This is a genomic window from Marinobacter sp. RI1 (assembly GCF_041155085.1).
Taxonomy (GTDB): Bacteria; Pseudomonadota; Gammaproteobacteria; order Pseudomonadales; family Oleiphilaceae; genus Marinobacter; species Marinobacter nauticus.
The window spans coordinates 218,838-243,181 of the sequence record NZ_AP031605.1 but is presented as its reverse complement, the minus strand read 5'-3'; the positions used below and the strand labels follow the sequence as shown (position 1 = coordinate 243,181).

Sequence of the window (24,344 nt, the reverse complement as noted above, 5' to 3'; positions counted from 1 at the left end):
AACCGCTGCGTGACAATCGGGCCTGACAGGGCTGGAAAACAGGAGGGGCGTGGTCAGGGAATATCCGCACGCCCCTTTTTGTTTGCGTCTGTTTCTGGAAAAATACGCCGCTCAAACTTTGGGCAGGGCCGATGAAACAGACACTGCTATCTCTGAGCAATCTCACCAAACAGTTCGACGGCAAAAAAGTGCTGGATTCACTGGATCTGGACATTTTTGACGGCGAGTTCATTACCCTCCTGGGGCCCTCCGGTTGCGGCAAGACCACCTTGTTGCGGATGATGGCGGGTTTCGAGCATCCGGATGACGGCACCATCGCGCTGGGCGATCAGGACCTGACTCACACCCCGCCGGAGCACCGCCCGCTGAACACGGTATTCCAGAACTACGCGCTGTTTCCTCATATGTCGGTCTTCGACAACGTGGCCTATGGCCTGAAAATGGAAAAGCGGCCGAAGCAGGAAATCCGGGAGCGGGTCGAGGATGCCCTGGCCATGGTCCAGCTCGAGGACTTCGCCCGGCGCAAGCCGCATCAGTTGTCCGGCGGCCAGCAGCAACGGGTGGCCATTGCCCGTGCGGTGGTCAAGCGCCCGAAGGTACTGTTGCTGGATGAGCCGTTGTCGGCGCTGGATTACAAATTGCGCCGCACCATGCAGGTTGAGCTCAAACGCCTGCAGCGGGAGCTGGGTATCACCTTTGTGTTTGTCACCCATGATCAGGAAGAAGCCCTGTCCATGTCCGACCGGGTGGTGGTGTTGAAAGACGGCCTGATCCAGCAACTGGGGACGCCGCGGGAAGTCTACGAGCGCCCGGCTAACCTGTTTACCGCCCGTTTTGTCGGTGAAACTAACTTCTTCCCGGGCCGGGTGGACAAAGCCAACGGCGACGACACTATCACCGTGGATGTGTTCGGCCTGAAGCGTACCTTCCGCAAGCCGGATTTCCCGGTCTCCGGTGGCCAGTCCCTGCATGTGCTGTTGCGCCCCGAGGATATCCGTGTACTGGCGCCGGACGATGAGGATGGTGTGGCTGGCAAGATCGTTGAACGTAACTACAAGGGCAGTACCCTGGATTCGGTGATTCATCTTGAGGATGGCACCGAGGTGCTGGCGTCGGAATTCTTCGACGAAGACGACCCTACCTTCGACTATCGCCTTGGCGAGCCGGTCAAAGTGAGCTGGGTTGATGGCTGGGAATGGCTGTTACCCACTGAGCCGGAAGCTCTGCCAGAGGAAGAAGGCACCGATGCGTAGCCTGACACAGCAGCCGTTCCGTGCGGCGGTGCTGGTGCTGGTCTGGGGCTGGTTGCTGTTTCTGGTGCTGACCCCCAACCTGTTGGTGGTCGGTGCCAGTGTAATGACCCGGGACCCGGGCTCCTTTATTTCGCTGCCGCTGACCCTGGATGCCTATCGGCAACTGCTCGATCCGCTGTACCTGGAAGTGTTCCTGCACTCCCTGTACATGGCAGCCATGACGACGCTGGTGTGTCTGTTGATCGGCTACCCGTTTGCGTGGGCGTTGTCCAAGGTCGGCAAACGCAATCAGGTGCTGCTGATCTTCCTGCTTATCGTGCCGTTCTGGACCAATTCCCTGGTTCGAACCTACGCCCTGAAGTTGATCCTGGCCACCAACGGCCTGCTCAACAATGGTTTGATGTCGCTTGGTGTGATCGATGAGCCCATGCAACTGCTGTATACCGAGGGGGCGGTGATTATCGGGCTGGTGTATCTGTTGTTGCCGTTCATGATCCTGCCGCTCTACTCCGTGTTTGAAGACCTGCGGGAAGACTACCTGAGGGCGTCGCACGATCTGGGCGCGGGGCGCCTGTCCACGTTTATCCATGTGATCGTGCCGCTGACCCTGCCGGGGGTGCTGGCGGGCATCATGCTGGTGCTGTTGCCGGCCATGGGGTTGTTCTTTGTGCCTGATATTCTGGGCGGTTCCCGCAACCTGCTGGTGGGTAACGTCATCAAGAACCAGTTTCTGGATGCCCGCAACTGGCCCTTTGGTGCCGCTGCCAGCATCCTGCTGACCCTGGCCATGGCGTTCCTGATGTTCGCCCACCGCCTGAGTAAACGGCGGATCGGGGAGGACGGTGTATGAATCGCTGGCTGCCCCGCACCTACCTGACGCTGGTGTATCTGCTGCTGTACGTGCCTATCGTGGTACTCGTGGTGTTCTCCTTCAACGATTCCCGCACCGGTTACGAATGGGGTGGCCTGAGCCTGCGCTGGTACGAAGCCCTGTTGAACAACCGGGCCATGGTGCAGGCCATGTGGAATTCCCTCTGGCTGGCGCTCTCCGCGGCCACTGTGTCGACGTTGATCGGCGCGCTCACCGCACTGGCACTGCACCGATACCGGTTCCGGGGCAAGAAAGTACTCAATGGCATGCTGTTTGTGGTGATGATGTCGCCGGAAATTGTCCTGGCGATTTCGCTGCTGGCGCTGTTTCTGCTGGTGGGGCTGCAGCTGGGGTATGTATCCCTGTTGCTGGCCCACGTTACCTTCTGCCTGCCGTTTGTGGTCATCACCGTGATGGCCCGGCTCAGCGGGTTTGACGAACGCCTGCCGGAGGCGGCCCGGGATCTGGGCGCCAACGATTTCACCATGACCCGCACGGTACTGATTCCGGTGATCATGCCGGCCCTGCTGGCGGGCTGGCTGCTGGGGTTTACACTGTCACTGGACGACGTGGTGGTCAGTACGTTTGTCAGTGGCCCGAGTTATGAAATTCTGCCATTGCGCATCTATTCGATGGTGCGGGTGGGCCTGAAGCCCGAAGTGAATGCCCTTGGCACCCTGCTACTGGTATTCTCACTGGTCATGTTGATCTTGTCTCAATGGATACTGTTAAGGAGCAAACGATGAAGAAACTGGCACTGGCCGGCCTGCTGGCGGTGGGCCTGACTGGCTGCAGTGGTTCTGAGGAGCCCAAGGTTCTGAACCTGTACAACTGGTCTGAGTACATGCCCCAGGAAGTTCTGGATCGCTTTACTGAGGAAACCGGTATCCAGGTGGTCTACACCACCTACGACAGCAACGAAGCCATGTATGCCCGGCTGAAACTGCTGGATGAGAGCGCCGCCTACGACCTGGCCGTGCCCTCCACCTACTACGTGAGCAAGATGCGGCAGGAAGACCTGCTAATGCCCATCGATCGCAGCAAGATTGAAGGTTTCGACAACCTGGATCCGGAACTGGTGAACCTGGATATCGATCCGGAAAACCAGTACAGCGTGCCCTACCTGTGGGGCACCACCGGCCTGGCCGTGGATACCGCGGATGTGGAAGGCGAGGTTACCGCCTGGGCCGATCTGTGGGATGAGCGTTTCGAAGGCCGGGTCATGCTGACCAACGACATGCGTGAAGTCTTCCATGTGGGCCTGCGGGTACTGGGTTATTCCGGTAACAGTACTGACCCTCAGGAAATCGAGGAAGCCTACGAGAAGCTGACCGAGCTGATGCCGTCGGTGCGTACCTTTAACTCGGATGCCCCTCGCATGCCGTACCTGGAAGGTGAAACCGACGTGGGTATGATCTGGAACGGCGAAGCCGTCATGGGCCGCGATACTCTGGATTCCCTGGAATACGTGTATCCGGAAGAAGGCATCATCGCCTGGCTGGACAGCTTCGTGATTCCCAAGAACGCCAAGAACCCGGAAGCCGCTCACCAGTTCATCAGCTTTGTGCTGCAGCCGGAAATCTCGGCCCTGATCAGCGAAGAGATCGGCTACGCCACGCCCAACCTGGCGGCCCGGGATCTGCTGGATGACGCCGTTGCGAACGACCGGGCCAGCTACCCCAACGCCACCGACATGATCAATGCCGAGTTCCAGACCGACATTGGCGACGAGGCGCTGCAGGTGTATGCCAAATACTGGGAAATGTTGAAGTCCGGTCAGTAACCGGAAGAGCATCATGAACCTGAAAAACGGAGGCTTCGGCCTCCGTTTTTTATTGTCCAGGTTTCACAAAACTGAAATACATGGTCTATAACTTCCTGATAACAAAACCTTAGCGAGTTCGCATAACACCGTTTCAGGGGAATGAACGACCATGGCACTGCGCAAGACACGGATATCAGCACTGGCCACCCTGCTGGCCGCAACCACAGCTTCCGGCAACCTGCTGGCGGAAGAACTTCGCCTGATTACCTGGGGTGGCTACGCCCCGGATGAGGTGGTCGCCCAGTTCGAGGAAGAAACCGGAATTGATGTAAAGATCACCTTGTCCAACAACGAGGACATGATCTCCAAGCTTCGGGCCACCGGTGGCGCCGGTTTTGATCTGGCCCAGCCGAGCCAGGATCGCATCGTGGGTGTACAGCGCCAGTTCAACATCTACAAGCCCATTGATTACAGCCGCATCAATACCGGCCAGTTGCAGGCGTCGATGGTGAAGGCGGCTCAGGAGTCGACGGCTCTGGATGGTCAATCTTACGGTGTGCCCTCGGTCTGGGGTACCAGTGGCCTGATTGTGCACAGTTCCGTCGCGGACACCGTTACCGATTACACCGACCTGTGTGACCCGGCAGTGGCTGGCAAAGTGAGTTACCGCCTGAAGCGGCCGACGCTGATCGGCTTTGCCTTCGCCATGGGCATGGATCCATTTGCGGCCTATGAAGACCGGGACGAGTACCAGTCCATCCTGGCGAAAGTGGAAGACAAACTGATCGACTGCAAAGACAACGTGAAAACCTACTGGACCGGTGGCGACCAACTGCTGTCGCTGCTTCGTACCGGAGAAGTGACCGCTGCCATGGCCTGGGATGCCGGCGGCTGGAAGCTGAATGCGGAGAACCCGGACATCCGCTTTGTGGCGCCGGAATCCGGAGCCCTGGGCTGGATTGATACCTTTGCTATCCCGCGCCGCAGCGAGAACGAAGAGGCCGCCTACAAGTGGATCAACTTTGTGATGCAGCCGGAAATTGCGGCCAAAATCACCAATGCCTCCGGCAACTTCACGGCCTCCAAAGGGGCCGATGAGTTTGTGAACGCTGAGCTGCGGGACGCCTATCGCCTGAGCTTCGATGAAGAAGCCATCAACAACATCAAATGGTATCCGCCGGTACCACCGGGGCTGGAAGCCATGGAAGGGCAGGTGCTGGATCGCGTCCAGGCGGCGAACTGATCCTTATGGCAACAGAGTCTGACCTGTCCTGCAGCGGACTGGTCCGCCGCTTTGGTAATAACGCGGCGGTGGACCATGTGTCGCTGGATGTTCCTGCGGGCACCTTTTTTTCCATTCTGGGGCCGTCGGGGTGTGGCAAGACCACCCTGCTGCGGCTGCTGGCAGGCTTCGACAAGCCGGATGAAGGAGATATCTTCATTCGCGGCCAGCGCATGAATGAGGTGCCGCCTAACAAGCGCCCGGTGAACATGGTGTTCCAGCACCTGGCGCTGTTCCCCACCATGTCCGTCGGTGACAACATTGGCTATGGCCTGAAACGCAAGAAGGTGCCCGCGGCCGAGCGCCGCAAGCGGATTGCACGGGTGCTGGAACAGGTGGGGCTGCCGGAACTGGAGAATCGCAATCCCCAGGAATTGTCGGGTGGCCAGCGCCAGCGCGTGGCCCTGGCCCGCTGCCTGGTGCTCGAACCCACCTTGTTGTTGCTGGATGAGCCTCTCGGTGCCCTGGATCTGAAACTTCGGGAGCAGATGAAGGTCGAGCTCAAACACCTGCAAAAGCAATTTGGCACCACCTTTGTGTACATCACCCATGACCAGTCCGAAGCCATGGTGATGTCGGATCAGGTGGCGGTGATGAAAAATGGCCGCTTCGAGCAGGTGGCGCCGCCGGAGGAGCTTTACCGGCATCCGGCAACGCCGTTTGTCGCGGGGTTTGTCGGCGACAACAATCGCCTGGCGGGGACGGTGGTGTCCGTGGCCGATGATGTGGCGGCTGTTCGTCTGAGCGATGGTGCGGTGGTACGCGGTCGGTCTGCATCGGCGGGCCTGGCACCTGGTGCCCAGGCAGAATTGTACATTCGGCCGGAATCATTGTCGTTTTCGCAAACGGCTGCGGTCGCGGGTTCCTCCTCACTGCAGACCCGAGTCCGGACCACGCTGTTTGATGGCGCCAACAGCCGGGTTGAAGTCGAAAGCAATGGCCAGGCACTATTTGCACGACTCCCCCAGGACGGCTCGGCGCCGGCGCTGACGCAGGACGGCCACCTTGAGCTGTCGTGGGATCCGGACCTGGCCCGGGTATTTGGAGCTGCGCACCAGTGAATAGCTCGGTTAGCCGTTTCTCGCTGTGGCTGTTATTGGCGCCTTTCCTGCTCTGGATAGTGCTATTGGTGCTGGTGCCCCATCTACAGATGTTGCGGGTGTCGTTCCAGGTACGGGAAAGCTGGGATACCCTGGCCTGGGGGCTGGAGCAGTACCAGAATTTCTTCAGTGAATCCTACTACTGGCGTACCTTCGTGCGTACCGGGCTCATGTCCCTGTTCACCACCTTCCTCACCCTGCTGATTGCCTTTCCCATTGCCTGGTACATTGCCCGCCTGGCCCGTGGGAGGAGCAAGGGTATTCTGTTCCTGGCTTGCCTGATCCCGTTCTGGGCCAGCGAGTTGGTGCGTACCTACGGCTGGATGATCCTGTTGCGGGAGAGCGGCCTGTTCAGTTCCTGGCTGCAGGCGCTGGGCTGGGTGGATGGCCCGGTGGAGATGCTCTACAACGATGTCGCGGTGATCATCGGCCTGGTCTACAACGGCCTGCTGTTTATGGTGGTGCCGCTGGTGACCACGCTCGACGGCATGGACGAGAACCTGGTCGAGGCCGGCTACGATCTGGGTGGCGGCCACGGTACCGTGCTGCGGGAGGTAGTGATTCCCTGGGCCATGCCGGGCATTGTCTCCGGCTGTATTGTGGTGTTCATGCTCACCCTGGGCAGTTACCTCACGCCGATTCTGATGGGGGGCAAAGACAGTGCCTGGTTTACTCAGCAGATTTTCACCCAGTTCATCACCCGGTTTAACTGGGAGCAGGGGGCGGCTTTGGGGGTCTTGCTACTGGTATTGTCGTCGCTGCTGGTCTGGCTGGGCCTGAAGCTGACCGGGCAATCCCTGCGCAAGGTTATGGGGTGATGTCATGATCCGTTCTGTACCTCGGTCCCGGTTGTTTGATGCCCTTTACCTGAGCTATCTGTTGGCCTTTTTCCTGTATCTTGCGTTGCCTTTGCTGGTGACGGCCGTGTTCGCATTCAACGACTCGCCGTTCCCGTCATTACCGTGGCAGGGTTTTACCCTGGACTGGTATCTGGCCGACGGCACCGACGGGCGTACCGGGCTGTTTCACGACGACGGATTGCTCAGTGCGCTCTGGGTCAGTACCAAAATTGCGTTCTGGGTGACGCTGGTCAGTGTGGGGCTTGGCTGCGTGAATGCAGTATTGTTCGAGCGGGTGGAGTTTCGCGGCAAGGAGCTGCTGTACCTGTTGATGCTGCTGCCGCTGGTGATTCCGGGCGTGATTCTCGGGGTATCCATTCTGGTGTTCTACAGTGGCATGGCCAACGATGTCTCCCGCTTGTGGGGTATCGAGCTGGACCTGTTCCGGCCGGGGCTGACACTGGTGGTGATGGGGCAGGTTACCTTCATTACCACTCTGGCTACTCTGGTGATTGCCGCCCGGCTGCGCAAATTTGACCGACAGCTGGAAGAGGCCGCCCTGAATCTGGGGGCCACGCCGCTTGTGGCGTGGTTCACGGTTACTCTGCCGTGGCTGCTTCCCTCCATCCTCGGGGCCGCGGCGATGGCGTTTTTGATGTCCTTCGAGAACTTCAATACCACGGTCATGCTCACCGGTAGTGATACCCCGCTCACCGTGGCCCTGTTCAATCGTCTGCGGGAAGGCTCAACGCCGGTGTTGAACGCGGTGGCGCTGTTTCTGATGCTGGTGTCTGCGTTGCTTGCGCTGTTTACCCTCCGACAAAAAAGTTGAGAAAGTTCTGTATCTGGCGTTTACGGTTTATACTGGAACGATCACTCCTGAAAGCGGGTTCTGCTTTGCACGCGTCCACTTGTCGCATCAGATTTCTGCTGGTGATCATCGCCCTCGGGGTCTGTCTGTCCCAGCCTGGATTTGCCGCTATCCAGCCGGTGGATGAGGGATGGCAGTATCGCTGGGGTGATTCCCCGTTTTTGACTGATGGCACGCCATTGTGGATCCTTGAAGACTCTCCACAACACTGGCACGACATTGGTTTTCCATCGAACCCTCCTGGCCGCGATGGTCGTGAGCATGCCTGGTTCAGGGTGCAATTGCCGGAAGGTAGCTGGTACCAGCCTGTCCTTTATGTTTATAGCGTCGACATCATTGTGCAGGCCTGGTTTCGGGGTGAATTGCTCTATCAATATGGCACCTTTGACCAAGAGGGAAGGGGCCGTTTTGAGGGATGGCCCTGGCATGAAATACGGCTACCCGAGGATTATCAGGGAGAGACGCTCTATTTCCGGATATTCTCGAATTACACCGACATAGGGTTATGGGGGGAGGTCGGGATTACCGATCATGCCGATCTGACGGTATACCTCCTCGGGGGAGCTGCTGAGGAACTGGTAGTCTCGGCATTGTCGGCTCTGATAGCTTTTCTGGCTCTGGTGTTCGCCGTAATCCAAAGGGGCCAGCGCAGTTTCGCCAGCATTGCTCTGTTTTCATTCCTGACCTCGGTGATGCTGTTGGCTGAGAGCCAGGCGAGCTTGTTGATTGCTTACAAACCTTTGTTGTGGGACTACCTCGCGGCCGGCTCTTACTACCTGATTCCTATGGCGTTGGCCTTGTTGTTGCGGCAATGGCTAGGCGCTGCACGTCCGGTGCTGATCAGCTGGCTGGTGTGGATTCATCTTGGATTGGCGGTGAGCGCCCTGGCCCTGGCGTTGGTCGGCGCGGTCGACCTTTCTTCGACCTTCCCGGTGTTTGATGTGTTGCTTCTGGTCTCGCTGGTGGTGATGGCTGGCGCTGTGTTGCCACGCTTTCGTGTGCTGTTCGGGGAGCAGCAGGTGCTGGTGGTGGCTTGTGGTGGGCTGGCGGTGCTGCTGATTGTTGATATGGCCGTTGCTCACGGGTTCCTGCCCTGGGGCCGGGTGCCGGTGAGCTGGGGAGCGCTGGGTTTCTCGCTGGCGGTGGTCAGTATTTCGGTCTGGCACTACGGCAAGACCCAGAAAGAGCTCCAGCAACTGAACGTCCGGCTGGAACAGAAGGTTCGGGAGCGCACCGCCCGCGCTGAGTCGCTGGCAGAAAGAGAAGTCGCCAGGGCCCGCTTGTTGGCACTGGAAAGCAAGAAAAGCCAGAAACTGGCGGATGTGATTGCGGCTCTGCAGGATTGCGCCGGCATTGAGGAAGCGTTCGAGCCCCTGTTAAGAGCCATGCCGGAGCTCTACCTGCCCATGACCGGTTGTTTCTATCGAAGAGGCATCGATGGGCAGTACGACCGAGTGGTTCACTGGGGCGGTACCCCGGAGGATGTGTTCCCGGCGTCACTGGGGGCGAACCTGTCCGTCCTGACCGAAACCGTACTCCCGGTACGCAGTTACGATTTACCGGCTCAGATGTGCTTTTTCCTGCGGATAGAGTCTGCCCGCTCCGGCAATCGGCCTGAAGGGGTGTTGATGCTGGAGCGCCCGGACCTGCCGCCAGTGGTGAAAGACTATGGCATCGCAAGGGTGATTTCCTGGGTATACCAGTCGGTTGAGAAAATTGGCATTACCCTGTCTGGGCTGGCCTTGAGGGCTGAATTGCAACGATTCTCCTATGAGGACAGCCTGACCGGACTGAAAAATCGTCGCTACTTTGATGAGCTCTTTCGCCATGAGCGGGAAGTCTCGGCTCGTTCTGATCGGCCGCTATGCCTGCTGATTTTCGATATTGATCACTTCAAACTTTTCAACGACTGTCATGGCCACGAGGCCGGTGATCAGGCGCTGAGAATGGTCGGTGACGTGCTCGCTACCTGTTTTCGCGGCAGTGATACCGTTTGCCGTTATGGTGGTGAGGAGTTTTCGGTGCTGATGCCCGGGGCGTCCCTTGATGAGGCCCGGCAAAGGGCCGAGCAACTGCGGGCGGCCATCTCAGCCGAGCCAGTGGAACATCGGGGTGAAAACCTGGGGAGCCTGACCATTTCAGCAGGCATTGCTTGCTGGCGGGAGAATTGTCCGGAGTTCGACGAGCTGTTCCGGGCCGCCGACCAGGCTCTGTACCAGGCCAAGGAAACGGGCCGCAACCGAGTAGTTGCGGCCTCGCTCTGACATCAATGCCAGATATTGCTGTCGATCTTTTCGTGCAGCTCAGGATAGTCCTTGGACTTGAAGTGCGGCACCAGGCCTTCCTTGCGCTGAGCCAGGTAGTCTTTGGTCAGTTTCACAACCGTGCCGGACAACAGAACGATAGCAATCAGGTTGATGGTGGCCATCAGCCCCATGGATGCGTCCGCCGCATTGAATACCGTGACCACTGCTTCGTAGCCACCCCAGATCACCATGCCCAGCGCAGCGAGCCGCAACAGGGTCAAGCCCAGAGTGTTGCCGCCGCGCAGGTAGATCAAAGCGTTCTCGGCGTAGGTGTAGTTGGCGACAATGGATGTGAAGGCGAAGAACAGAATCGCGATGGCGATAAAGTAGCCCCCGAACTCACCCAGGTGTACTTCCATGGCCTGTTGGGTCAACTGGGTGCCGGTCACACCGGAACCCGGCTCCAGAACGCCTGCCAACAGGATCATCACGGCCGTCGCCGTACAGACAATGATGGTATCGATAAAGACACCGAATGCCTGAACCAGACCCTGTGAAGAGGGATGGTGCGGAGCCGGGGTTGCGGTCGCGGCAATGTTGGGTGCCGAGCCCATACCGGCTTCGTTGGAGAACAGGCCGCGTTTGATGCCATTCAGCATGGCAGCGGTAATGGAGCCTGCCGCGCCGCCGGCGGCTTCTTCCAGGCCAAAGGCACTTTTTACGATCAGCGCCAGAATGCCCGGAACTTCGGTAATGTTCATGGCCATCACGCCCAGCGCCAGGAGTACGTAGGCGCCGGCCATGAACGGCACGACAAACTCAGCGAAGCGAACGATCTTGCGCAGACCGCCAAAGATAACAATGCCGGCAAAAGCCGCGATGACCACGCCAACACCGAGCTTGGGCACACCAAAGGCGCCCTGCATGGCATCGGCAATGGAGTTGGCCTGTACGGCGTTGAAAACCAAGCCGAAGGAGATAATCAGGCAGACCGCGAAAATGGCCGCAGCCCAGGGCGCTTTCAGGCCTTTGGCAATGTAAACCGCCGGGCCTCCCCGGTACTGGCCCTTGCCGTCGCGAACCTTGTACAGCTGGGCCAGAGTGCTTTCCGCATAACCGGTGGCCATACCGACGAGGGCTACCATCCACATCCAGAAAATGGCACCGGCACCGCCCAGGTACAGGGCAACCGCAACCCCGGCAAGGTTACCGGTACCCACCCTGGAGGCCAGGCTGGTACACAGGGCCTGGAACGGAGAAATCCCGTGTACATCGCTTTCCCGGGAGCCACGGATGGCGCGGACCATTTCGCCGAAATTGACGAACTGAAGGAAGCCCAGACGGATGGTAAAGAAGACACCTACGGCAAGCAGGCCATAGACGAGGACATAGCCCCAGAGGATCGAGTTGAGAAAATCAACAATTGCAGTCATGGCTAGACGCCTTGTGATTTGTGAATGAGAAGTAATCCGAGGCGAGGCAGTCTAGCACGGTGAAAAATCAAGCAGACTGCGGAAATCCGTGATTGCCGGACAGCAAGGAATATGCTGTCCGGCGGTACTGCGGGGAGGGTTTCGCCGGTTCAGACCACCAGCACCGGGCACTTGGCCTGGGAGGCAACCCGGTGCGAGACGCTGCCCAGAAAGGTGCCGTCCTTGTCGCTGTTGGTGCCCTTGGTGCCCACTACAATCAGGTCGGCCTCCTTGTCCTGGGCAAATTTCACAATCACCTTCGAGGGCCGGCCGGCTTTGACGAAACCGCGTACCTTGGTGGCGCCATGCTCCTTGGCCAGCTCCTTGGCGTGGTTCACTACGCCTTTGGCATACTCAGACAGCACCTTGTCCGGGATGTCCATGTCGTCGGGCCTTCCGATAGACAACGACGCCTCAAACAGGCTGTGATGCTTGTACACACAGAGGATGTAGATCTCGGCGTCCGGGATCAGTTTCTGCAGTTCAATGGCTTTATCCAGTGCCTTGAGTGAGGTTTTGGAACCATCCACAGCGGCCAGAATCCGTTTAAACATGTTGTTCTCCTTTGATCAGTGGCTGTGGATCTAGTCCCTGAACGCGATGTCACGCAGGAACAGGGCAATATCCGGGAAGGCGATGATCAGGCCGGCAGCCGCCACCAGCATGAATATGAACGGAGGCGTACCCCGGATAACTTCCATGTAGGGCCGTTTGAAGATGGCAATGGCGGTGAAGATGTCGCAGCCAAAGGGTGGCGTGGCAGAACCGATGGCCACCTGCAGGGTAATCAGCACACCGACAAGCACCGGATCCAGCCCGGTGGCCTGAATAGCGGGCGCAAAGATCGGTGTCAGCACCAGGATAACCACGATGGGATCGACGAACATACAGGCGATGAAGAAGGCCACACAGATGGCAATCAGCACGCCCACAGGCCCGGCCTCGTTGACGCCAACCGCTTCCAGGATCGCCTGGGGAATCTGGGCAAAGGAAATGATCCAGGAGAAGCCATTACCCACGGCCACCAGAATGAACACCACAGCCGTGATCAGCCCGGTGGATTTGGCAATCTTGTAAATGTCGTTCAGTTTCAGCGACCGGAAGACCACAAACTCCAGCAGGAAGGCGTAGAGCACGCAGACTGCCGCTGCTTCGGTGGGGCTGAAAATACCGCCGTAGATACCACCGACAATGATCACCGGGAACATCAGGGGCCAGGAGGCATCCCTGACTGACATCGCCCGTTCTTTCCAACTGGCTTTGGCTTCCGTCGGAACATTGTTCTTGTAGGCGTAGATCAGGCAGTAGATCGAGAACATGAACAAAATCAGGATGCCCGGGCCGATACCCGCAATGAACAGTTCGGCAATGGAGGTTTCCGAGATGACCCCGTAGATGATCATGCCGATGCTGGGAGGGATCAGGAAGGCGATGTCACTGGCGTTGATAATCAGAGCCAGAGTGAACGGATCGGAGTAGCCGGCCTTTAGCATTTTCGGGCGCAGCGGTGAGCCTACGGCAACCACGGTGGCCTGGGTTGAGCCAGACACGGCCCCGAACAGGGTGCACGAGGTGGCGGTACTGATGGCCAGGCCACCTTTGATGTGGCCGATAAAGGCCATGACCATATTGATCAGGCGGTCTGCAGACTGGCCCCGGGTCATGATATCGGCCGCCAGAATGAACATGGGTACCGCAATCAACGACGCTGGCCGGATGCCACCCATCATCTGCTGGATGAATGTGCCCATCTGCCCGAAGCCATCGAACATCATAACGAAGCCGATGACGGCAGCAGTGGTTAGCGGAATCATCATCGGGAAGCCCAGAAGCAGCAGCCCGATCATGACGATCATCATAATAGTTGCCATGGTGTGTCTTTCCTTAACCTATGGGTTCACGCTGCTTCAGACTTCGGTTTCGGTATCGGCGTAGCCATCCACCACACCCGTCGACAGGTACACGTCTTTGGTGGTGAAGTTCTTGATGGCGGTCAGCAGGTACTGGATGCCGGTAATGGCGAAACCGACAGGGGCCCAGATGTAAATCCACCAAATCTCAAAACCAAGCGCTGGCAAAATCCGACCCCGGCTGTACAGGGTCTGGATATACTCGAAGGAGTGATAGCACAGGAAAAACATGACCACGGAGGTAAACAGGGCGATGATGATCATCAGTACCTTGCGGCCCTTGGTCGGGAAGGCATCGTACATGGCGGACATGCGGATATGGCGGCCGTGCCGGGCGGCGTAGCCAATGCCCGCAAAGGTAATCAGAATGATCAGAATCCGGTTGATTTCACCGGAGAAAAACAGGCCCTCGCTGAACACGAAACGGGCAATAACATTGGCGCAGGTGTTTACCGCCATCAGAATCACGCCAGCGGCGAGCATGACGGCTTCGATTTTTGAAATCCAGACGTCAATCGTGCCCAGAAAGCCAGGCAAGCCGGACTCATAGTGACCGGTATCGTCTTCGATCTCCGGGGAATTCTCGGACATGGATTCTGCTCCAGAACATGTCGCTCCCGGCGGGAAGAATCCCCGGCGGGGCGGGGTTAAAGCTGGGTTGCCACCCGCCGGAGCGGGGGCAACCGTTTGGCGAGGTTCAGTCGTTCTGAACTTCTTTCAGATCTTCCTTGAACTGCTCCAGCAGCTCTTTACCACGCTCACCGGTCATTTCGATGAACTTCTCTTCCACCTGTGGCGCGCGGGCCTTGAAGGCTTCAATCTGTTCGTCAGTCAGACGGGTCACGGTAACTTCGTCGCTGTTGGACTGGATCTTTTCCAGGGCCTCGTCCGCCAGACCATCAATGTGCACGATGATTTCCTCGAAGGCGTAATCAGCGGCATCCTGAACCAGCTTCTTGTCCTCATCAGACAGGCCTTCGTAGAAGTTCTGGTTCGCCATCATGGCGGTGGTGAACCAGCCGTGGCCGGTGAATACCAGGTTCGGGGAAACCTCATACAGACCACCTGACTCAATCCAGAAAATCGGGTTCTCCTGACCCTGGATCATGTTGGTCTGCAACGCACCGTATACTTCACCCCATGGCAGCGGGGTTGGGGTAGCACCAAACGCAGAGTAGGTCTCGGACAGAAGCGGGTTGGTCATTACCCGGATCTTCTTGTTGTTGAAGTCTTCCGGAGAGGTCACCGGCTCATCAACGGTCACTACCATTTCCCCTTCCGGGTACATCTTCAGCAGCTCAAGACCTTTTTCAGAATACAGCTCCGGGAAGTCCTCATTGATGGCCTCGCTCTCGCGGAAGAACTCGATCACGGTATCCATGTCGGTGGGCATGAGGTACGGGATAAAGAAGATCTGCGCTTCCGGGATCAGAGAGCCGGTAAAGCCAGGAGACTGGTTTACAAAGTTCAGGATACCGGCCTGGGTTTGTTCCATGATGTCGTCAGACTCACCCAGCTCACCGAACCGGTAAATCTGCAGGGTGTGGTCGGAATTCTCTTCAATGTATTCCTTGAACTTGTACGCGAATACGTCCTGAACGTCGCCTTCGTATTCTTCATGGGCGTAGCGCCAGTTGGCGGCATTCACGGCATTTGCCGCGGTCAGGCCGGCAAATGCCAGCGCTGAAATACCAGCCAGTTTCCTGAATTTACTTGTGCTGCTCATCGGGTTGTCTCCGCTCGTTATTTTACGTTAATCCATTGTTACATTATTAAAGACTGGCAAATCAAAGCGGTTTTCGCAAGGAAACGGGGGAAATAAGCTGCACGCAAATAGCCGATTAAGCCAAATTGCAAGTGCATGAATTCAGGATGGATTCGGGTTTTCAACACACAGGAACAGGAACCTTCTGAACTCCTCTGCCACCCGCTGGACACTGTTTTCCAGCCGATGTCCGTCGGGTAGGACCAGGGCTTCAATCTGCTGCCTCCGGGCCAGCTCCAGAACCGGCATTACCGGTACCACATCGTCGTTCCAGCCGTGGATAATGCGAGCGTGGTGGGCGCCAATCACCGGGTTGGACTCCGGATAATCCGGTAGCGCCAGTGCCGGTGCCAGCATAAAGCAGCCCCTGACCGGAGCCTGTTCGCTGGTCCGGGCGCAGACCCAGCCGCCCATGCTCGAGCCTGCCAGGATGGTCTGTTCGGGCCTTGCACCGGCAGCTGCCATGGCGTGGCGCATCTGCTCCAGGCGTTCGGCAGGGTCTTTAGTGCTGCGATGATCCACCGCCTCGGCATAAACGCCTGAAAACGTTTCAGCCACCGTTTTCAGGGCCTGGATCTTGGTACTGCCGGGGCCACTTTCCAGACCGTGGGAGAGAAAAACATGGAATGCCGGTTGAGCCATGATCAGGTTCTGCCTAGTTGATGGTTGCGTCGGAGTCGGTTTGCGGGGAACGGGTTTCGGCCAGGATATCCAGGGCCTGTCGGCGTTTGTCCGGGTCGTGGATATCAATGGTGAACATCAGTTCGTCCACCTGAATGTCGGTCAGCAGGTCGTCGAGTTGCCGGCGCAGGTCTTCACTGTTGCCCATGATCTGCAGTTTCAGGAAGTCCCGCACACCGGCCTCCTCGGCCGGATTCCAGAGTCCGTCCATGGATTCTACCGGCGGTCGCATCCACAGGGGCTGCCCGCGAAACAGGGCCAGAATGCGCTGGTAGCTGGTGGTGGCCAGATGCCGCGCTTCGTCCTTTGAGGCCGCCGGGATAGCGGGAATGGCCAGCATGGCATAGGGCTGTCGCAGCTGTTCTGAGGGCTCGAAGTTCTCGCGATAGACCTTCAGGGCTTCCCGGTAGAGACGCGGTGCGAAGTGGCCGGCGAAGGCATAAGGAAGGCCCCGCATCGCCGCCAGTTGCGCGCTGTAAAGGCTGGAGCCCAGCAGCCAGATGGGAACATTGGTGCCAGCACCGGGAATGGCTTTCACCGGCTGGCCCGGTTGCAGCGGCCCCAGCAGGTTCTGCAGACGGGCTACGTCTTCCGGGAATTGCTCGGCGCCCAGACCATCCCGTCGCAGTGCCCGGGCGGTGACCGGATCGGTACCCGGTGCGCGGCCAAGGCCGAGATCGATTCGGCCCGGATAGAGACATTCCAGGGTACCGAATTGCTCGGCAATCACCAGCGGTGGATGGTTCGGCAGCATGACACCGCCGGAGCCCACCCGGATACTCCCGGTTTTACCAGCGATGTGCCCCACCAATACCGAGGTGGCGGAACTGGAAATCCCTTCCATATTGTGGTGCTCGGCCAGCCAGAAACGCTTGAAGCCAAGTGCCTCCGCATGCTGGGCATAACGCACGCTGTTGGCCAGTGTCGTCGCCACGGAGTCGCCCTCGCGCACAGAGGCCAGTTCGAGCAGGGAGTAATCGGGTGTTCTGGACATGGGGTTCCGGTACCTGTGAAGAAACAACGGTGTTCAGCGTTTCACAATGACGCCAGCGGACGGTTTCTTCAAGGGTAATGACAGGAGGGGCAGGAGCATCCGTTAGTGCCGGATGCTCCTGCAAGCACTCTTTACGGTGCTGGCGTGTACATCTGAGTGGAGTACTCGCCCTGGACGGGCTTGCTGAGGGTGACCTCTTCCTTGACGTAATCGACGAAGGATTGGGCATAGTCCAGAAAGGTATCCGTGGCTCGGCCATCCTCGCTGACGGTTCCGAAGGTCAGGTAGCCGTCACGGCCAGCCGCGGTGAAGCTGTTGGTGACGACGTTCAGGGTTTCACCGTCGGTCAGAGCGCGCCAGGTGGTTTCACTCCGGGGCCGAACTTCGATGTCGTAAAGGCGTTCGCCAGCAGGCCTGGTCATGTCGACGGTCCAGCGCAGACCGGCGGCATAGGGGTAGGCACCCGTGGAGCCGCCTTCAACGTGGGCGAAATCCACTGCTTCATTCAGCACCTGTCTGATTTCTGCTCCGGTCATGGTCAGATCGGTAAGGGTATTGGCAAACGGCAGCAGGTTGTAGGCATCACCAATGGTGATATCGCCGGCCAGAATGTCGGTGCGAACGCCGCCGGCGTTCTGGATCGAAACATCGGCATTCTTGCTCTGGAACAGGAAGGCCTGAGCCACCAGGTTCGGGATATCCCCCCCCCGGTTCGGGTCTTCGTTGGCGCAGGTGTCATCGCCGTATGGCCGGCCGGGAATTCGGGCCAGGCACAGGTCCTCGGATGCCGTACCGATGACCTGATTGCGGAAGCTGTCCAACTGGTTGGCGTACGTGGCCAGGGTTTGAGCGCCGGTCGGGTCGTCCGTCACAAGGCTGAGTTGCGGGTCCGCCTCGATGGCTGCCCGAATGGCGGCCAGTTCCTCGCCTTGGGGTTGGTAGCCATCGTCGGTGCCGTCATCACGGATGATGGGGTTGCCCAGGAGCAGGTGTGGCGTTCCGGAGCAGGAGGAAACAGTGCCATTGTTCTCCCAGGTCACGCTGAGTTCACCCAGCACACGCGAATACTGCCAGGCCTGGGCCACGCACACTTTGTCGCCGTCGGCATTGGTCACTTCGGTGGGGTAGGGACCTGAGGCGCTCAGGCCGTAGGCGTCAAAGGTGCCAAGCAGGGTGTGGGAATCTCCGCCGATAATGACATCCACTCCAGACAGGCGCTCGGCCAGCGCCAGATCGTTGGCATACTGGTAGTGGGTCAGCAGGATGATCTTGTCGATGCCCTGGTCGTTCAGCTCATCAATCATGGCCTGGGCGGTTTCGGTTTCGTCCAGAAACTCAGTGCTTGCCATTGGGCTTGAGCTGTTGCGGGTTTTGTTGGCGATGTCGATGCCGATGATGGCCAACTGCTGGCCATCAATGTTCTTGATGGTGTATGGCTGAATGTAATCGTCCTGGGCCACCGGTGCCAATGGGGTGCCGATGGCCGGTTTGACGTTGGCCGCGAGAACCGCCGTGTTACAGCTGCCTGCCGCCAGGTAGTCGAGGAATTTCACCAGCCCTTCGTCACCACGATCAAACTCGTGATTGCCCAGTGCAAAGGCATCAAAACAAACCTGGTTCATCAGCTCGGCATCGGCCTCACCTTCGAAGGAGGTGAAGTACAGGGTGCCGGTCATGGCATCTCCGGCATGCAGTTTCAGCACGTTGTCCAGTTCGGCGGTTCGTTCGTTGATCTTGGCGATCACCCGGGGGAAGCCGCCGGCGCTGAATTCGGTTTCTTCACCAGCGATATCCAGGGACTGTGAGCCCGCTTCCAGATGGGAGTGGTGGTCGTTGATATGCAAGATGTTAACGGTAAAGCGCTCGGTTTCCGTGGCGGGCGCGTCGTCGTTATCACTGTTACAGCCGGTCAGGGCAATCAGCGGGATTGCCAGCCAGAGTCCTTGTCGAATCATTACTCTATCTCCGTTGTGGGGGTTAGCGGCTGGTCAGCACGCGAATCAGGGCGATCAGGTCGTAATGGTTAATGCGCCCGTCACCGTCAATGTCGTAAGCCGGAGCTGTGGCTTTGCCGAACAGCATCGCCAGCACCAGGCGGGACAGGTCCCGGCCGTTAACGCGGCCATCGCCGTTCAGGTCGGCGCGGTCTGCGGGGGTTCTGGTATCGAGATTCAGGGCAACGATCACAGGGTCATGGTCAGAGGCCCGGTAAGCGTCCGGTGCGTAGAAGCTGGCCTGCTGCTCCGGGGTCTTGAACTCGGTGTTGTAGTCCAGGGCGCGGGGCTCGTCGGCATTGATCGGCCAGACGGTGGTGTCGGCAATTTTGCCGGCCAGGGCGGTATTGGCCAGAGCGTGGTCCAGATAGCCGGCCTGGCCATAGAACACGTAGGAATACGCCTGCTCGCCAACGTAGGTCGCCAGCAGATCGGTATAGCCGGCACTGGCCAGAGCGCGAATGGGGTCTTCTTGCGCGTAGGCGTTGAGGTCACCGATGACTAACACATCTGGTTCGCCGGTTCCGGTGGCATCGCCTGCCAGCCAGGATGCCAGCGCCTGGGCGGCCTGGGTCCGTACCGGATTCCAGCAGCCCTGACCATCGTTCTGGTCAGCGTTGCTGCCTTCGGTACTGCCGCAGCCTTTGGACTTGAAGTGGTTGACGGCAATGGTGACGCCATCGTCTGAATCCTTCAGTCGAAAGGTCTGTGCCAGGGGCTGGCGGTTCAACTGATCGAAAGGAGCCGCGCTCAGAGTGGCGGCGGTGCCAACGATCTCGACACGGTCGGCGCGGTACAGCAGGCCAACGGCAATGTCATCATTACCCAGTTGTGCCAGGCCGGGATCGACCCACTGCCATTCGGAACCCAGGGCCCCGGCAAGTTCGGCAATGGCACTGGTCTGGCCGTAGCCGTCATTCTCGATTTCCATCAGGCCGATGATGTCGGCATCAAGGGCGACCAGGGCACTGACCAGCTTCTCGGTCTGGCGGGCCAGTTCTTCCGGGTTGTCTGCGCCCCGCGCCGTCGGGAATCCGCCACCCATGCCGTCACCGTTGAAGAAGTTCAGCACGTTGAAAGAAGCCACCACCAGGTTACCGCGATCCTCAAGGCCGGGCTCGGTTACACGTGCATTTGCCTGGCTGAAGGACGGGCTCGCGGTCGGCTGCAGACGCCATTCCGAAAAACGGTAGTCGAGAACGCCGGCAAGATCCTGAACGGTGTCGCCAGCGCGCACGGTCTGGCTGGCGCTCAGTTGCGGTGTCGGGTAGGGCACGATGGCCGGGTTCTGGCGGTTACTGGCGTCGTCCAGGATAATCCGGTCCAGCGCATTCAGATCAGCCACCAGTGCGGCATCCGCTCCGGGCTCAGCGATACTGGTGGGGATAAAGTGGCGACCGCTCCCGAGGGTCAGGCTGCCGTAACGGCCCAGGTCGTAGTTGTCGTTCACCACAAGAGGCGCGCTGAATTGTACCCGCATGGCTTCAAAGGCTTCCGGAGCAGTGGCATCGGCCCAGGGCAGGGAGATCTGCGCCGCCGGTGGAAGCTCCGCATTACCACAGTTTTTGGTACCGCTCAGGTTGGTCAATTCGGTCAGGCCGTCGTATTCGGTCACTTCACCGGCAAGCCGCAGGCGCTGGCCGGGCTCGGCGTTCAGAGTTGGCGCATAGACAAACAGGCCTTCGGAGGTGGCAGGGTTGTCGTCGCGGTCTGAGGCTTCTTCCTCCACAAAGACGCCGCCAAGGCCATCGTTGGTGTTGAAGGCGGCCGTAACTACGGCTTCGATCACCACGTGCTGGCCGGCAACCGGGCTGATATCGCCTTCGCCCTGAATGTCCGAAATGCGGGTGGCGGGAGCACCACAGGTCAGATCCGGCGCAGTCGGTGGCAGGTCCGGGTTATCGTCATCGTTGCCGGCGACGCCGAGATCGTCGAAGCTGTTCTGGGGAAAGCCGTCAAAGACTGTGGCCGGGTCGTAATCATCGTAGGCATCGGTATCGGCCAGGGTGCCTGCACGGCGGCGCAGAGTGCGATCCTGAGTGCGGGTATCCCCGGACCCCCAGTAGCTGCCGGGGTCTGTGCCGACCTGGCCGATACTGTCGGCAACCGTGCCGCCATTCAGGAGCAGGACAGCGTCATCACCGTTGAACAGCCCGGCTCCGGTGGTTTGATCCGCCACAGCGAGAATGGCCGGGTCAGCAGCGCTATGCGCGAAAACGAAGTTGCTGCCCGGAGCAATCGAACCTTCCAGGTTGAAGGTTTGCCCGGGGGTGGCGCTGCCGTTGAAGAAAACCTGCAGCTCCCAGGGGGCAAGATCCACCACGGCGTCGCCGGTGTTGAGCAGTTCAATGGCTTTGTTGTTGCTGGAGCCTTCGACATACTCGCTGATGACCAGCGATGCCTGTGTTGTCGATGCCAGAAGGCCGCCGATGGCGGCTGCCAGCAGCGTTGGTTTCATCGTCATGGCACTGTCCTTGTTTCGGTTATGTTGTGTGTTTTGACACCACAATCTGACCGTCCTGTGTGACGATGACATGAGAGTTTTGTGAAGGATGCTTTGCCGGTTTGTGTCAATGTGGACAACGCTCCTGAGCAGTTTGGTAATCCAGTGCGTATACAGGGGATGTATCGACAGGAGGGCCGATGATGCGTTGGACAGTCTTGAAGTGTGTGAGTGTGCTTTTACTGTTAGGGTTGACGGTGCCTGCCGTTGCCCGGGATTGCCCGGATTTCCTGAACCACGAGCAGCGCAAGCTGCACTCCCGGGATTCGGTGAATCTGTGCGAGGTGGCTGCTGGCAAGCCGATGCTGGTGGTGAACACAGCCAGCCGTTGTGGTTATACCGGTCAGTTTGAAGGCCTGGAGGCCCTGCACCAGCGGTACAAGGATCGGGGGCTGATGGTCGTGGGATTTGCCAGTGATGACTTCCGGCAAGAGGCGGATTCCGAAGAAGAGGCCGCGAAGGTCTGTTTTGTGAACTTTGGCGTGAGTTTTACCATGATCGCGCCGAGCGCAGTGACCGGTGAGCAGGCCAATCCGGTGTTTCAGGAAATCAATCGCCAGAGCCAGCCGCCACGCTGGAACTTCACCAAGTATGTGATCGATGGTGACGGTAAGGTGACGGCCCGTTTCCCGAGCCAGGTGCGCCCCGAGGATGCCCGGTTGATTCAGGCCCTGGAATCGGTTCTGTAATCCCCGGCCGGTTTGCGGATAGCAGTCTATTCTGAAGGCAAAGGTTGTTCACCGCTCCGGGTGTAGTATGCAGTGTTTGGAAAAGGATGCCCTATGGCAGAAGCCCTGTTTGAATCCGTACGAAGCCAGATAGCACAGAATCTCTCGGCTACCCTGGACGCTCTCGCGGGCGGACAGACCGATTGGGTGGCCCTGGCCGGGCATGTTCTCAGTCAACTGCTGATTTCGGTGATCTACCTCGGCATTCTGTTGCTGGTCTATGGCATTCTGATCAGCCTGATACGCCTTGTCGTTGGCAGTCGACGCAGCTCGAAGCCCTGGTTTAGTCAGTTGCGCACTGGCATCCGTTATCTGTTCGGGCTGGGCGGATTGCTGGTGATTATGGCGCAATTCGAGGCCTCGCCGGAGCTGTTGAAGGGCATGGCCAGGGCGGGCCTGATGGCGTTGGGCTTTTTTGTGGGCTGGCTGGCGATTGGTCGTCTGCTGCGGGAGACGATGAATCGCTACCGTCTGGAACCCTCCATCCGCCAATTGGTCGAGAATCTGTTCTCGGTGCTCACCGTTACCTTCGCGGCCGTTACGGTGCTGTCCCAGTTCGGTTTCGATGTGGTCTCCATCGTCGCGGGTCTGGGGATCGTAGGGATTGCCGTCGGGTTTGCGGCGCAGTCCACGCTGTCGAACTTTATTGCGGGTATTACGTTGCTGATTGAGCGCCCCTTCCGGATTGGCGATTGGGTCACCATCAACGGCCAGGATGGTAAGGTGGTGAAGATCGCCCTGCGGACCACCTGGCTGCGTACCCGGGACAATATCTTTACCATGATCCCGAACGATAACGTGGCGTCCTCGGAGATCATCAATTACAGCGCCGAAGGGGCGACGCGCCTGAACATTCCGGTTGGCATTGCCTATAAGGAGTCTGCCAAGGCAGCCCGGGACGTGATTATGCCGGTGCTGCTGGCGCACTCTGAAGTCTTGCAGGGGCCGGGTATGGAGCCGCGAGTGGTGGTCAAGACCCTGGGCAACTCTTCAGTCGATCTGGAGGTCAAGATCTGGATTACACCGGACAATCTGGAGGTTCAGCCCAGAATTATGGCTGATGTGCTTGAGAAGATTAAAGAGGCCCTGGACGAAGCGGACATTGAAATACCTTTCCCGCACCTGCAACTGTTCATAGATGATGCCAAAGGGCTTGCGCCGTTGGTACAACCGTTTTACCCAAGGTCGACGGAACAAGGGAAAGGCCTGTCGGCGCCAGGAGACAATCATGAATGAGCCGTCCGGCTACTACGAAAGCAACACCACCTTGGCCCAGTATCTGGAGTTTCACTTCGGTGAAAGCTGGCATGGTGAAGCCAACTTCGCGAAAGAACTGGCCGATGCCGCGCTTGGAGCGCTGGATGGCCGCGCCACCTGCCGGGCGTTGGATATCGGTTGTGCGGTAGGACGTACCTCGCTGGAGCTGGCCTGCCAGTTTGACCATGTCGATGGGGTCGATTATTCCGAAACCTTTATCGGCAAATGCCGTGAGGTGGTGCGGGAGGGGGTTGCGCGGTATGCGCGGCCCGAAGAGGGCGAGCTGGTCAGCTACCAGGAGCGGTCACTGGCAGCCCTGGGTCTGACTGAGGCTGCCCGCCGCGTGGCGTTCCATCAGGGCGATGCCTGCAATCTCGGCGCTGATTACCGGGACTACGATCTGGTGCTGGCCGGCAACCTGATTGACCGTCTCTACAACCCATGCCTGTTTCTGGAACAGATCCATGAGCGTATCAATGCGCTGGGGCTGCTGGTGATTGCTTCACCCTATACCTGGCTGGAGGAGTACACGCCCAGGCAGGACTGGCTCGGTGGTTTCCTGAAAGACGGTGAGCCATTCACCACCCTGGATGGGCTCAAGGCGCCGTTATCCCCCCGTTTCCGCTTGCTGGCAGAGCCCCGGAGCCTGCCCTTCGTGATCCGGGAGACCCGCAACAAGTTCCAGCACAGTTTTTCGGAGCTCACAATCTGGGAGAAGTTGCCGGATTAGCGTGCCCTGTCACACAAGCGTCATCTCTTCCGGTTAGTGTGAAGGCTCATCAGGACGACATGCATTGTGTTGATGCATCGTGT

21 protein-coding genes are annotated in these 24,344 nt (G+C 58.8%); 12 read left to right on the top strand and 9 right to left on the bottom strand.

Going from position 1 to position 24,344, the window contains the following annotated elements:
• Positions 1–131: 131 nt before the first annotated feature.
• The 9 genes from potA to ACAM27_RS01055 all read left to right on the top strand — a co-directional run bounded on the left by potA (position 132) and on the right by ACAM27_RS01055 (position 10,245).
• The gene (gene potA, locus ACAM27_RS01095; RefSeq protein ID WP_011783894.1) at positions 132–1,253 is read left to right on the top strand and encodes a spermidine/putrescine ABC transporter ATP-binding protein PotA; all 1,122 of its coding nucleotides are present in this window, start codon (positions 132–134) and stop codon (positions 1,251–1,253) included.
• On the top strand, positions 1,246–2,103 hold the full coding sequence (gene potB / locus ACAM27_RS01090) for a spermidine/putrescine ABC transporter permease PotB (RefSeq protein WP_011783895.1): 858 nt from the start codon (positions 1,246–1,248) through the stop codon (positions 2,101–2,103). The genes potA and potB overlap by 8 nt, the downstream gene beginning before the upstream one ends.
• Positions 2,100–2,870, top strand: coding sequence for a spermidine/putrescine ABC transporter permease PotC (gene potC / locus ACAM27_RS01085; RefSeq protein WP_011783896.1), 771 nt, complete (start codon positions 2,100–2,102; stop codon positions 2,868–2,870). Before potB ends, potC begins: the two co-directional genes overlap by 4 nt.
• Positions 2,867–3,907 carry an extracellular solute-binding protein gene (locus ACAM27_RS01080; RefSeq protein WP_011783897.1) on the top strand — a complete coding sequence of 347 codons (1,041 nt, stop codon included), beginning with the start codon at positions 2,867–2,869 and terminating at the stop codon, positions 3,905–3,907. Before potC ends, ACAM27_RS01080 begins: the two co-directional genes overlap by 4 nt.
• A 151-nt stretch (positions 3,908–4,058) precedes the next feature.
• Positions 4,059–5,132 carry an extracellular solute-binding protein gene (locus ACAM27_RS01075; protein WP_011783898.1) on the top strand — a complete coding sequence of 358 codons (1,074 nt, stop codon included), beginning with the start codon at positions 4,059–4,061 and terminating at the stop codon, positions 5,130–5,132.
• 5 nt (positions 5,133–5,137) lie between these two features.
• A complete protein-coding gene (locus ACAM27_RS01070) occupies positions 5,138–6,232 on the top strand; it encodes an ABC transporter ATP-binding protein (protein WP_011783899.1) in 1,095 nt (364 codons plus the stop codon).
• The gene (locus ACAM27_RS01065; RefSeq protein WP_011783900.1) at positions 6,229–7,089 is read left to right on the top strand and encodes an ABC transporter permease; all 861 of its coding nucleotides are present in this window, start codon (positions 6,229–6,231) and stop codon (positions 7,087–7,089) included. Before ACAM27_RS01070 ends, ACAM27_RS01065 begins: the two co-directional genes overlap by 4 nt.
• Before the next feature lie 4 nt (positions 7,090–7,093).
• Positions 7,094–7,942, top strand: coding sequence for an ABC transporter permease (locus tag ACAM27_RS01060; RefSeq protein ID WP_011783901.1), 849 nt, complete (start codon positions 7,094–7,096; stop codon positions 7,940–7,942).
• A 65-nt stretch (positions 7,943–8,007) separates the two neighbouring features.
• Positions 8,008–10,245, top strand: a complete 2,238-nt coding sequence (locus ACAM27_RS01055) for a diguanylate cyclase (protein ID WP_036149967.1) — start codon at positions 8,008–8,010, stop codon at positions 10,243–10,245.
• Between the two features lie 2 nt (positions 10,246–10,247).
• On the opposite strand, the gene ACAM27_RS01050 is transcribed toward ACAM27_RS01055, so the two are convergent.
• The 9 genes from ACAM27_RS01050 to ACAM27_RS01010 all read right to left on the bottom strand — a co-directional run bounded on the left by ACAM27_RS01050 (position 10,248) and on the right by ACAM27_RS01010 (position 21,501).
• The gene (locus ACAM27_RS01050; protein ID WP_011783903.1) at positions 10,248–11,660 is read right to left on the bottom strand and encodes a sodium:alanine symporter family protein; all 1,413 of its coding nucleotides are present in this window, start codon (positions 11,658–11,660) and stop codon (positions 10,248–10,250) included.
• A gap of 149 nt (positions 11,661–11,809) precedes the next feature.
• Positions 11,810–12,253, bottom strand: a complete 444-nt coding sequence (locus ACAM27_RS01045; RefSeq protein ID WP_011783904.1) for a universal stress protein — start codon at positions 12,251–12,253, stop codon at positions 11,810–11,812.
• Between the two features lie 30 nt (positions 12,254–12,283).
• The gene (locus ACAM27_RS01040; protein ID WP_369612431.1) at positions 12,284–13,570 is read right to left on the bottom strand and encodes a TRAP transporter large permease; all 1,287 of its coding nucleotides are present in this window, start codon (positions 13,568–13,570) and stop codon (positions 12,284–12,286) included.
• Between the two features lie 36 nt (positions 13,571–13,606).
• Positions 13,607–14,200 carry a TRAP transporter small permease gene (locus ACAM27_RS01035; RefSeq protein ID WP_011783906.1) on the bottom strand — a complete coding sequence of 198 codons (594 nt, stop codon included), beginning with the start codon at positions 14,198–14,200 and terminating at the stop codon, positions 13,607–13,609.
• A gap of 106 nt (positions 14,201–14,306) precedes the next feature.
• Complete coding sequence (gene dctP, locus ACAM27_RS01030) at positions 14,307–15,335, bottom strand: TRAP transporter substrate-binding protein DctP (RefSeq protein ID WP_014420276.1); 1,029 nt, start codon at positions 15,333–15,335, stop codon at positions 14,307–14,309.
• 141 nt (positions 15,336–15,476) lie between these two features.
• Positions 15,477–16,016 carry a YqiA/YcfP family alpha/beta fold hydrolase gene (locus ACAM27_RS01025; RefSeq protein WP_141066805.1) on the bottom strand — a complete coding sequence of 180 codons (540 nt, stop codon included), beginning with the start codon at positions 16,014–16,016 and terminating at the stop codon, positions 15,477–15,479.
• A 13-nt stretch (positions 16,017–16,029) separates the two neighbouring features.
• Positions 16,030–17,049, bottom strand: a complete 1,020-nt coding sequence (locus ACAM27_RS01020) for an LLM class flavin-dependent oxidoreductase (RefSeq protein WP_286895979.1) — start codon at positions 17,047–17,049, stop codon at positions 16,030–16,032.
• Positions 17,050–17,180: 131 nt separating this feature from the next.
• A complete protein-coding gene (gene nadN, locus ACAM27_RS01015; RefSeq protein ID WP_222197693.1) occupies positions 17,181–19,004 on the bottom strand; it encodes an NAD nucleotidase in 1,824 nt (607 codons plus the stop codon).
• Positions 19,005–19,026: 22 nt separating this feature from the next.
• Positions 19,027–21,501, bottom strand: a complete 2,475-nt coding sequence (locus tag ACAM27_RS01010; protein WP_369612857.1) for an ExeM/NucH family extracellular endonuclease — start codon at positions 21,499–21,501, stop codon at positions 19,027–19,029.
• A 185-nt stretch (positions 21,502–21,686) separates the two neighbouring features.
• Here ACAM27_RS01010 and ACAM27_RS01005 point away from each other — a divergent pair, with 185 nt between their 5' ends.
• The 3 genes from ACAM27_RS01005 (at position 21,687) to ACAM27_RS00995 (ending at position 24,261) form a co-directional block, all read left to right on the top strand.
• The gene (locus tag ACAM27_RS01005) at positions 21,687–22,235 is read left to right on the top strand and encodes a glutathione peroxidase (RefSeq protein WP_369612430.1); all 549 of its coding nucleotides are present in this window, start codon (positions 21,687–21,689) and stop codon (positions 22,233–22,235) included.
• Between the two features lie 93 nt (positions 22,236–22,328).
• Positions 22,329–23,510, top strand: a complete 1,182-nt coding sequence (locus ACAM27_RS01000; protein ID WP_369612429.1) for a mechanosensitive ion channel family protein — start codon at positions 22,329–22,331, stop codon at positions 23,508–23,510.
• Entirely contained in the window at positions 23,503–24,261 is a 759-nt protein-coding gene (locus ACAM27_RS00995) for a putative 4-mercaptohistidine N1-methyltransferase (RefSeq protein WP_369612428.1), read from the top strand. Before ACAM27_RS01000 ends, ACAM27_RS00995 begins: the two co-directional genes overlap by 8 nt.
• Positions 24,262–24,344 lie beyond the last annotated feature (83 nt).